Genomic DNA, 11,436 nt, shown 5'->3' on the forward strand with positions numbered 1-11,436 from the left:
TTGACAGCGCTTCCAATTAGGGTTGAGGCGCACTGATCGAATGTATCCTTGATTATAATGGCCTGCGTACCTATCCGCAATACGTTCGGATATCCAAACGCAAACATGTGAAGAATGTCTCACCTGAATGTTAAAGATGTCGTATCGCCTGCCAAGGAATTGTGAAGGTATAATGAAAACGCAATCACAACCAACCTTCAGAAAGCAGGGATACATGTGTTAAAGGCCGCGCATCCGCACAAAGCGGCAGGCATCACAGTAAGATCGTCACCCAAGAAGCGAATAGGCTGGGTCTCCAATTGGAGAAAGTATTGGCCTCTTTATGTAATGGCATTCCCGGGGTTCGTCTTTTTTATCTTATTCAAATATGTTCCGCTTGCCGGATCTGTAATCGCTTTCCAGGATTATATGGTTTTTAAAGGAATAGCGGCTAGCCCATGGGTGGGGCTGAAGCATTTTCAAGCATTCTTCGAGTATTCGAATTTCTGGCGAGTATTCCGCAATACGGTAATCATCGCAACCTACAGCCTGCTCTTTGTTTTCCCGGTGCCGATCGTGATCGCTTTGCTGTTCAATGAGCTCAAGAATGTGGTGTATAAGCGGACGTTGCAAACGATTTATTACCTTCCGCATTTCTTTTCTTGGATCATTATTTCGGGGATCACGTTCGACGTCCTTTCCCATACCGGTATCGTCAATTCGATTCGCGACTGGTTTGGACTGGACTCCATCCTTTTCCTTCAGGAAGAGAAGTACTTTCGAACGATCCTCGTGCTGTCCAGCATTTGGCGTGATGCAGGTTGGGGGACAATTGTCCTGCTGGCCGCAATTGCAGGGATCAATCCTGAGGTGTACGAAGCGGCTGTAATGGATGGTGCGGGAAGATTTCGCCAAATTTTCAGTATCACACTGCCATTGATCCTGCCAACCGTCTTGATCCTGTTCCTGCTGCAGATCGGCAACTTTCTTGATCTCAGCTTCGATCAAATTTATAGCTTGCTGACGCCGATGACTTTCTCGGTAGGCGATGTGATCGATACTTATGTGTATCGCGTCGGGATCATTGAGGCGCAGTACAGCTCCACCACGGCAATAGGCATGTTCCAATCGGTGATTGGCCTGGTGCTGGTGCTTACGTTTAATCAATTAGCCAAAAGGCTGCAGAAGGACGGGGGGTTGTTTTAATGGCTGCCATCAAGGAGACCAAGTCGGAAACCGCCTTTCGCCTGTCCAATATAGTGCTGCTGGGTATACTCGGGTTCATTATGCTTGTCCCTCTGTTAAAAGTTTTGTCGACCTCGTTCAGCTCGCCCTACGCTGTCGACACAGGCCAAGTATTCATATGGCCGGTTGAATTTACCTGGGCGTCATGGGAGCGGATAATCGGTAGGGAGGCTTTATGGCGGTCATTCGCGCTTAATGTAGTCGTAACCGCGGGCGGGACCGTGATGTGCTTGCTGATGACGGCGCTTATGGCTTATCCGATGTCCAAACCGGAATTCAAGCCTGCCCGATTTCTGGCGATCATGGTTGTCTTTACGATGGTATTCCGGTATCCGATTATTCCGTTCTTTCTGACGGTCAGAGGGCTTGGCCTCTATGATAACTTCTTGGTGCTTATCGTTCCGTATTTGATAACCGCCTATAATCTGATCATCATGAGGACTTTCTTCCGGGAGCTTCCGAAGGAGCTCGAGGAAGCCGCTCAGATGGAAGGCTGCGGGTATTTCCAGCTGCTATTCCGCGTGATCCTTCCACTCTCCAAGGCTGTGCTTGCGACACTCGGCATCTTCTATGCCGTGCTGCTCTGGAACCAGTTTATGAACCCGTTATTGTTCATTGATAATCAGCATTTGTATCCCCTGCAGCTAAGACTCAGGGAATATATGATCAACTCGGACTCGGAGCTTGAGCCAAGTTTGCAAGGAAACATTCCTTACAACAACGCCACGCTCAAAGCCGCAACCATTATATTTGCGACAATTCCGATTATCATCGTGTATCCGTTCCTCCAAAAGCATTTTGTCAAAGGAGCTACACTTGGCTCCGTTAAGTAACGGTTTCAATGCATTCCTATATAAACCACGAAGGGGAGTTATCTCATGAAAGTAACATTCAAAAAGGTGCCTCAAATGATCATCAGTTCAGGACTTGTCATTGCACTGCTTGCCGCCTGCGGAAGCAAATCGCCTGCCGAACCAGGAGCGGAAGCCAGCGTAAAGCCCCAGGAAACGCAGTACCTGGAAGTATGGCGCAATATGGAGAACGTCGGTGCCTTGGATAAAGACAGCGCGTATTCCAAATTGATTCAGAAGGATATCGGAGTCGGGATCTATGCGCCTTCCGTCCCTTGGAACGGTGGAAGCGCATACGTTCAGAAGCTGAATACGCGCATCGCCAGCGGCGAATTGCCGGATATGTTCCTGCCGTGGCAGGGTAATGAAGCGTCGCTAATGAAGCAAGGCGCGCTTGCCGATTTGACCGATCTGCTCCCGAAGTATGCGCCTGCCGTGTGGAATCGCATTCCTAAAGAAGTGTGGGACGTCGTCCGTTCGGCGGATCCAAGCGGCAAGAACCGGATTTACTACATTCCCTACGCGCAAACCTATACGCACTACGGGGCGTTTATTCGTCAGGACTGGCTCGATCGAGTCGGCATGAAAGTACCTACGACCAAGGATGAGTATGTAGCCGTGCTTAGGGCGTTCCGCGATAAGGATGCGAACGGAAACGGCGATCCTAACGATGAAATACCGGTATCCGGACGGGAGCAGGGACGTTGGATGGATCATCTGTTCGCGATGTACGGCATTGCGATGCTGGAAGGCATTCCGGCTTGGGATATTTATGACGGCAAGCTGACTTATTCGGCCGTAACGCCGAACATGAAAGCGGCCATCGAGTTCATCCGGGATTTATATAAAGAGAAGCTGCTCGATCAGAACACGTTCCTGAACAAAAACGACGATTGGCTGGCTAAAATTTATAACGATAAAGTCGGCAGCTGGTACCATATCAATTATACGGCAAGCGCTCGTTTGGAGAACATTGTGAAAGTAAACAAGGATGTCAATCTGGTCGCTCTAGGCGTACCGAAGGTACCCGGATACGACGGGTTTATAACGAAGGTGCAAATCAGCCGCCCGCAATGGGTCATTGCCAATAAGAATGAACAGACGACCATTAATGCCTTGAAGCTGCTCAATTGGACTTCCGAGCCTGCCAATGCGGAGAAGGTTCTGCTCGGGGTGGAAGGGATGCACTATTCGATAAAGGACGGTAAGCCGGTCAAGATTGATGGAGATTCGACGAATCAGGATTTCCGGATTATGACAAGCTTTATCAATGGCATGGATGAAATGAAGAAACAGAGCGAAGTGGAGCTTGCTGCCGCATCTTCGGCGACGCAAACCAATATTCTTAAGCAACGCGACAAGCTGATTGCGGATATGCAGAAATTCGGCAAAGCGATCGCCGGTGACGGCATGCCGGCATCGATCTATGACGGTTTCTCGGATCTGAAGAATCATACGATGTATCAGGAATATATGACCAAGATTATTATCGGGGAATGGCCGATCAGCAAGTTCGACGAGTTCGTGGACAAATGGAACAAAAGCGGCGGCGAGGAAGTGACGAAACGCGCACGTGCCTGGTATCAATCTATGAAACCATAAAAGCGGCTGCCTCAAAAAAGGAATGGGAAGAGGTGCGGTTCTCTGAAACATCTAGTTGATTTAGGCAAACAGGAGCTGTTCAATCGAATTGTGGTTACGGAAATTCCGGAACAGGCCCTTCATTTAACTATTCAAATCTCCGACGACCAAGAGAGCTGGACGGATGTCTATCATGCTGACGCCGCAAGCTTGAACCAAGTGCTAAGAACCGTTGAAGTAGAGGTAGACAACCTCACGGCCCGGTATATTCGCTTATTGACGGAGCCGGCTTCGATCGACGCGGAATCTTGTCACATTCAAGTATTCACGGCTGCGGCGGCTCAAGCGCTAATGATCGAGCATGTGGATTTGTATGGAGGCACCGCCCAGCCCATTCAAGCTTCCAGGGAAAACTTCCATCTGTATTTGTTTATCGGACAGTCCAATATGTCCAGCAGAGCCGGCATCGAAGAGGAAGACCGGTTTGCGATAGCAAGAGCGTATGTCCTCAATGGAAGAAGCGAGTGGGAGAAGGCCGAGAACGGTTGGGTCAGCAATTTGCCCGCTATCGCGTCCATACAAGGATTAAACCGGTATTCCACAGTTGAGGTAATCACTAAGATTAATGGATACAGCTTGGCCAGCATGTTCGCGCAGACAATGACGGAGCATAACCCGGATATCGAGATCGGGATTGTGTCGAATGCCAGAGGCGGAACCAAATTAGCCGAGTGGCAAAAAGGCGCGGGAACCGGGCTGTACGAGGAAGCCGTCAGAAGAACCCAAGATGCGATGAAAAGCGGCACCCTCAAAGGTATATTGTGGCATCAGGGGGAAGCGGACCAGGGCTCTCCCGAGACCTATATGGAAAACCTGAGAAAGCTCGTCGACTGTTTGAGGCGGGACTTGCATGCAGCCGAAGCGCCTTTCATCGTTGGTCAGCTGTTGCCTTCCAAGAGCGCAGCCTTTAACCGAATGCTGATGAAGGTGGTCGAGCATATTCCTTATTCCGGCTGGGTGTCTAATGAAGGAACGGAGTCTACCGGAGACGGCACGCATCTGAACAACGCCAGCCAGAAGCTGCTGGGCAAACGGTATGCGAACAGCATCAGGAAGCATTACGATCATTATGTTCATGTCCCGTTTGCAGCACCGCTAGCTCAGCATTTTAGCTGGATCTATCACAACCCCGATACGGAGCGGTATGTAGAAGGGTGCGGGCTGGTTCGACTCGATGACGGCAGTCTGCTCGCAGCGGTTCCGGTCGTTCCGCGCCAGAGGTGGAGCCAGGAGCGGCGAGTCGAGACAAGCCGCACGTATATGATGGGCAGCACTGACGGAGGGGCAAGCTGGAACGAGCTTGCCGAGCTTCCTTACTATTCAGCCGTTCCATGGACCTATGACGGCATACTCTATTTATTTGCTGTCAGAGGCGGAATGAAATACCGGAACGACGATTTGCTGCTGCTGCGCAGCGAAGACGGAGGTGTAACCTGGTCGGAGCCTTCGATTTTATTCTCCGGACATTACTGGAACTGTCATACCGGCATGGCGATCCGGAACAACCGGTTGTACTGGGCGATCGACGATCTCGGATTGACGGAGGCCGGCTATAATTCGCCGCTTGACATTCCACGCGGCGCCAGGCGAGCACCTCGCGTCGTATCGGGTGATTTGACGCGCGACCTGATGGATCCGGCATCGTGGCGGATGTCCAATCCGGTTCCTTTCCCCGAGGAGACGAAGCTTCTCGTGAATGAACGATTCGAGGCGCCGCACAATCATTATTTGGAGCCGAACGTTATCGATGTGAACGGACATCTGCGTGTGCTCGTCACGGTCAAGCTGTGCAAGCAATCCACAGCGAACATATGCGCCGTGCTGGACGTTAGCGATGACGGAGCCAACCTGGAAGCGTCCTTCACGCAGTACGCCTTTATGCCGGGCGGTCAGCTCAAATTTTGCGTCATCTGGGATCCTATCTCCCGCCTGTTCTGGGCGACCTCGAACATGGCGGTCGACAGCCAGAAGCTGCTGGATTGGGATCTATCAACCGACAAGGACGATCCGATCTATGCGCAAATTCCAGGTGGAGACGACCGCCGAAACCTAATGCTTAGCTATAGCGCGGACGGTCTGAACTGGTTCCAAGCCGGTTGTGTCGCCCAGGCGAGCAGCTTGACCAACTCGTTCATGTACGCCAAGCCGGTCATTGACGGCGACGATCTGGTCATTATTTCTCGTACAAGTATAGAGGCGCCTAACCGGCATGATGCCAACTATGCCACCTTCCATCGCGTGAGCCATTTCCGGAAGTTGGCGCTGAACCTGTATATGCAAGGCGGTCGGTCCTGATGGGCGGTACGATTAGGAAGCAGATGCTGCAAATTCCGGATGCCAATAAGCATTTGGTTGCTTTCGAGGAAGGTGTCTACATTTCGTTCCCGGGAGTGGCTAAGACCAAAGACGGTTTAGTCTGCTCCTACCTTCGTTCGGATAGCCACAAAAAGAAGACGACGGATATTATGATTGCCCGCTCGGAGGATGGTGGTCTGACTTGGACGGACCACCAGGTTATCGCTCATGCGGACGTATACGAACAAGGCTGCATCTACGTTGTGCCGCGGATCAATGCGCTGTCGAATGGTCGCCTGGTGATGATTTGCGATAAGGGTCAGCGTACCCCGAATGGAAAGTTTTATAAATTGTCCACTTGGGTGCTTAATAAAGAAATGGTCAATGAGTTGTTCTGGAGCCTCGATAACGGAATCACTTGGGACGGCCCCTATGAAATTGACAATGTCGGAGGCGAGCCGGAATACATCCAAGAGCTGTCTAACGGCACTCTGATGTTCACCCGTACGGAAGTGGCTTACACAGACGAACGGGCTGCAATCAATCAAGCCGTCTACAATGATCTGGAAGACAAAGAGAAGTACGAGACGATGACCGGAATGAAGGTTTACTATCAATCGGTCGCCGTATTCTCGGAAGACTCGGGGGTTACATGGAGCCGAACTGCTTATCTTGCGAATAATCCCTTGTATTCCGATGCGGAAGCAGGTTTTACTGAGATCTCGCCGGGGAATCTGCTAGCCGTAACTCGCTGCTGCGACTGTGTAGGCCGATATGGACAGCCTAGCCGGATGCTGCGCAGCCGGGACTACGGAGCTACGTGGGATCATGGCGTATTGGCGCCTTTCTATGGGCATCGTCCGACGATTGGGATGCTTCATTCCGGCAAGGCACTGGCCGTATTCCGCAATCGTCCGGGAACAAACGCCACCTATGCGTTTGTGTTCGATCCTCACGAGACGTTCGAATATGAGCCGAATTCATTCATTTGGGATGAAGCGGATTGCACGCTGGAGCAAGACAGTCTAACCATTCGAACCTATGAGGGCCGCGAGCATGCCGTGCAGTTCATCTTGTATCCTGCCCAGCATGATACTTCGCGGGTGGAAATCGAAACCGAGCTTAGGCTGGAGGAGGCTGATGAGAACGGCTGTTGCATTAGCGCCGGCTGCCGCATCCGCTTCATGCCGGGCCGTATTTGCCTGGCGGACCGTCCGGAGACGGGCTTCGACTGCAGAACGGATCGTTGGCATCGCTACCGGATTATCCGAGAGGGCGAGGAGCTGACGATCCATGTCGATGGAGAGTTGAAGCTGCAAGCGAGTACCCGTGGAATTTCTACGAGAGCGATTCACTTCGGCAACGCCCATTTCGAACCGCACCTTACCGGCAACGAGTCGATCAGTCATTGGCGTTCATTCTCCTTGCAGGTCGATAATCCAGACGATTATTCCATTCGCTGGCACTGGAATGCGGCGCAGGGGTATCCCGATCAGTTTAGAAGAGACCGGTTCGTCAAGCTCGATCATTGCTTCAGTACATTCGGAGGGGACAACGGGTATGCGCAGTGGACCCAACTGGAGGACGATTCCATTGTGATCCTGGATTACACCAGACCTTCTCCGTCCGACATGTATCCCTATATCCGGTCGTATGTCATCCATGAGAATCAGCTAGTAAACGAATAATGCTGGGAGAACGAACATGACGACAATTGCAATTACGAAGGAATGGATTCAAGGCGCCGTTTCCCTGGAGCCGACTGAGCATGGGGTCCGACCGTGGAGGCTGCCCCAAGACAAGCTTCAATTGTTCCGAGAGGGGCTGGTTGACAAAGCGGGAGAGACGGCGGGAGTAAGGGTATCGTTCGCCGGTCATTTCGGCGTGGATGCCGTTACAGGTGAAGCGAGATCAGTCGAGCTGGAGGTAGCGCCAACGGAAGCGGAGCGACAATTCGATCTCGTTGCGGACGATAAACTGGTTCATTCTCTGACATTGCCGGCGGGGGAGGAGCGCTGTTCGTTCCACCCGCCTGCAGGGGAACGGTTCGATATTTATTTGCCGCAGAAGAGCGGCGTTATATTGAAATCGTTAAGTGCAGCTGAGCATTCCGAGCTGGCACCAATCCGCACAAATCGGTTGAAGTGGGTCACATACGGAAGCTCCATCACCCAGTGCTCGGCTGCGGCTAGCCCATCCTTAACATGGCCGGCCATCGTCGCCCGAAGCAAGGGCTGGGATCTGACTTGTCTCGGCTACGGCGGACAATGCCATCTGGAGACGCTTGTCGCGAGAATGATTCGCGATACGCCTGCCGATCTCATTTCCTTGTGCCTCGGTATCAATGTGATGAGCAATACGCTCAATATCAAGACGTTCCGTTCTGCGGTGATCGGGATGGTAGAGCTGATTCGCGAGAAGCATGTCGACACCCCGATCGTCCTTATCTCTCCGATCTATTGCTCTTATAGGGAGACGACCGAGAATGCCGTCGGGATGACGCTCACGCTTATGAGAGAAGAAATTCGGGAAGCGGTATCCATTCTTCAGGCTTACGGGGACCGGAACCTTCGACTTGTGGACGGCTTGAGGTTTTTCGGAGAGGAGTTCGCCGGTTACATGCCGGATCAGCTTCACCCGAATGCAGAAGGGTACGGAATCATGGGTGAGCGGATGATCGATATTTTAACGGAACTGGATCTGTAGCCATTCTGCTCGTCGACTCGATAAAAAAACAGATACCCGCTGTGCGCTGGAGAAGAGGGAGAATGGAACCATGATCAAGCAATATTGTTACGATGTTGTTGTTGTCGGCGGCGGCGCTACAGGCATCGTGGCTGCAATGGCAGCCGCACGTTCCGGGGTAAAGACCGCCATTATTGAATACAACGGCTTTGTAGGGGGCAACGTGATCCCGGGTTTGCCGCTGCTCGGCTACCATAATGGGAACGGTCAAGTTGTCGTACGCGGGATCGCCTACGAAATTGCCACGAGGCTGCAGGAGATGGGGGCTGCAACGGAGTTTTATTTGGACCCGATCACCAGCGACGTCCTTGGCGTCGATCCTCATTGGTTCAAATATTTGGTCACGAAAATGCTGCAGGAGGCAGGCGTCGATTTCTTCCTTCACAGTATGCTGTCCGATACGATCGTAGAGGACGGGACGGTCAAAGGCGTGATGATCCAGAACAAGGAAGGCTCGCAAATGCTGAGCGCCAAGGTTGTGATCGACTGCAGCGGCGATGGCGATGCGGCGGTACATGCTGGAGCGGACTATGTATACGGACGGCAGTCCGATCGGAAGACTCAGGTGTCGACCTTAGTATTCCGAGTTCGGAATATTGATTTCAAGCCGCTTATGCAATACTTCAGGAGCAATCCGACGCAAATTCGCCCCTGGTCGCTGAGCGACGAAGTAGCTACCCAACTAATGGATCAGATGGAGACGTCCGAGGTGTTCGTGCTGGGCGGGCTGCAGCAGTATATCGAACAGGCGGTGCGCGATGGGGCGGCTTACCCACGGGCCAATCTGGTAGGGGTTTGCATTCCGAAGTTCGATCAGATGATCGTCGTCTCGAGCCGAGTCGAAGGGGTAGATCCGAATAACAATCGGAGCTATTCCAATGGAGAAGTGGCCGGGCTGCTGCAGATGAAGGACGTGTTCGATTTTATGCGCGACTATGCTCCGGGCTTCGAGAACATTCAGCTGATCGATACGGGACATCAGATCGGCATTCGCGAGAGCCGTCATATTGTAGGCGATTATTTGCTTACCGGAGAAGATTTGACGACCAGCAAGCAGTTCGACGACGTCATTGCGCTTGGCGGTTATCATATCGATATTCACAGTCCTGATCACAGAGGCATTCAATCGCAAAAGGTCAGCACCTACGAAATCCCGTTCTCTTGTCTGTTGCCCAAAGGGTTGGAAGGCATGCTGCTCGCGGGGCGTCCGATCTCGGCGACACATGAGGCGATGGCATCGACGCGAGTGATTCCCATTCAGATGGCGCAGGCGGAAGCGACCGGAGTTGCCGCAGCTATGAGCGTGCAACAGTCGAAGCCTCTTCGCGATTTGAGCGTCAAGGAGCTGCAGAGCCGCCTAATCGCCCAAGGGGCGGAGCTTGGCCAGGGAATCGGACGCCGGACGTTTGAAGGTGCAGGAGAGGGGACTTTACATTGAGTGAACCAGCCATCCAACCGGGGGCGGGCGATTTCGGACAGCCTCGTGTGATCGTCCCTGCCCCGGCTAATCTGCGATATGCGCATTTAAGCTGGCCCAAGATTGTCAAAGCGGCTAACGGCAATATCGTGCTTGCTTTCTTGGCGGGCACGACCCACAGAATGAACGGCTGTCCTGCGGTTGCGGTGTCCACGGACGGCGGGGATCACTTCGGCGCTACGCATATATTGGCAGAGCTTCATGAAGGCTTGGAATTCGAGCACTCCGGCAACCTGGCGTTAGGCATTGCGGCTGACGGCTCCGTCGTGCTTCTGGCAATGGCTCTGCGCAGCAACCAAAGCAGCAGTACGATTATGGGCTGGCGCTCCGTCGACTCGGGAGTGACGTGGGCAAGCGTGGATACTTCTAAATTGCAGCAGACGGCAGGCAGTGTATACGGTCATCTGTTTATCGTTCCCGGGAAAGGTCTGGCCGCAACGGGCCATTTTAGACGAGGAGCCAGCTTGAGGGAGCAAGGGTTATGGATATCCCTGTCAACCGACGATGGTTTGTCTTGGGGCGAGCCTCGCATCATTACGGAGCGGCACTTGGCTGAACCGGCATTCTGCTTTGTGAACGATAAAGTGATTGGGCTCGCCAAAGGCATGAAGGAATCTGGAATCGGATACACCCAGTTTGTTTCTACCGATTACGCTGCCAGTTGGGAGGTCGCAAATCCGGTGTTAAGCCTGGATCCGGACCCGGCTTCGCCGACGATCATCCCCGACCCGTCCAATCCGGGAATCGTTTACGCCTTTCAATCCGAACGCAAACGGTTGGAAACCGATACCGAGCCGGGTCATATCACGCTGTATCGTGCGAATGTTTCGGACCTGCTGTGGCATAAGGTGGGGATAGTCGCTTATTTCCCCAAGCTCTCGAGCCCGTCCGCAGTCAAACGAGATTTCGGGTACCCCTGGATGACGAAATGCGATAATGGGAAATGGCTTCTCGTCTTCTACGACGGAGAATTCGCCGGGCCTAATTCCATCTGGGGCTTGACTCTCGATTTGGGGGATCTGAAATGAAGCCTTATGTGTTCATAGACAAGCCGGTTCCTGCTAAAGTGGATCAATATTTGGAAGCGTTTGTGCGAATCGGCAAGTGGGAGGCGGGAGAGCCTACCGACCGGGAAGCGTTGTTTCGCAAGCTGGAGCAGGCGGACGGGTTCTTGACGGCGGGCACGCCAATCGACGAAGCTTT

Annotated in this window: 8 protein-coding genes; all 8 read left to right on the forward strand. The window is 52.7% G+C overall.

Features of this window, described 5'->3' with window-relative positions:
* Positions 1 to 216: 216 nt before the first annotated feature.
* From PKO02S_RS22385 to PKO02S_RS22420, 8 genes are read left to right on the forward strand one after another with little or no spacing between them, the layout of a single operon-like run.
* Positions 217 to 1,185 (forward strand): ABC transporter permease, encoded by a 969-nt coding sequence (locus PKO02S_RS22385; RefSeq protein ID WP_373865229.1) that lies wholly within the window; start codon positions 217 to 219, stop codon positions 1,183 to 1,185.
* The gene (locus PKO02S_RS22390) at positions 1,185 to 2,057 is read left to right on the forward strand and encodes a carbohydrate ABC transporter permease (RefSeq protein ID WP_127586358.1); all 873 of its coding nucleotides are present in this window, start codon (positions 1,185 to 1,187) and stop codon (positions 2,055 to 2,057) included. Before PKO02S_RS22385 ends, PKO02S_RS22390 begins: the two co-directional genes overlap by 1 nt.
* A gap of 45 nt (positions 2,058 to 2,102) precedes the next feature.
* Positions 2,103 to 3,677 (forward strand): extracellular solute-binding protein, encoded by a 1,575-nt coding sequence (locus tag PKO02S_RS22395; protein ID WP_127586360.1) that lies wholly within the window; start codon positions 2,103 to 2,105, stop codon positions 3,675 to 3,677.
* A 42-nt stretch (positions 3,678 to 3,719) separates the two neighbouring features.
* Complete coding sequence (locus tag PKO02S_RS22400; protein WP_373865230.1) at positions 3,720 to 6,011, forward strand: sialate O-acetylesterase; 2,292 nt, start codon at positions 3,720 to 3,722, stop codon at positions 6,009 to 6,011.
* Positions 6,011 to 7,699, forward strand: coding sequence for a sialidase family protein (locus PKO02S_RS22405; RefSeq protein ID WP_127586363.1), 1,689 nt, complete (start codon positions 6,011 to 6,013; stop codon positions 7,697 to 7,699). The genes PKO02S_RS22400 and PKO02S_RS22405 overlap by 1 nt, the downstream gene beginning before the upstream one ends.
* Positions 7,700 to 7,715: 16 nt before the next feature.
* A complete protein-coding gene (locus tag PKO02S_RS22410) occupies positions 7,716 to 8,717 on the forward strand; it encodes an SGNH/GDSL hydrolase family protein (protein WP_127586364.1) in 1,002 nt (333 codons plus the stop codon).
* Positions 8,718 to 8,763: 46 nt separating this feature from the next.
* Positions 8,764 to 10,194 carry an FAD-dependent oxidoreductase gene (locus PKO02S_RS22415; RefSeq protein WP_281280452.1) on the forward strand — a complete coding sequence of 477 codons (1,431 nt, stop codon included), beginning with the start codon at positions 8,764 to 8,766 and terminating at the stop codon, positions 10,192 to 10,194.
* Entirely contained in the window at positions 10,191 to 11,261 is a 1,071-nt protein-coding gene (locus PKO02S_RS22420; protein WP_127586368.1) for a sialidase family protein, read from the forward strand. Before PKO02S_RS22415 ends, PKO02S_RS22420 begins: the two co-directional genes overlap by 4 nt.
* The last annotated feature ends 175 nt before the right edge of the window (positions 11,262 to 11,436 follow it).

Origin of the sequence: Paenibacillus koleovorans NBRC 103111 (assembly GCF_004000845.1) — a bacterium.
In the GTDB taxonomy this organism is placed as follows: Bacteria; Bacillota; Bacilli; order Paenibacillales; family NBRC-103111; genus Paenibacillus_AA; species Paenibacillus_AA koleovorans.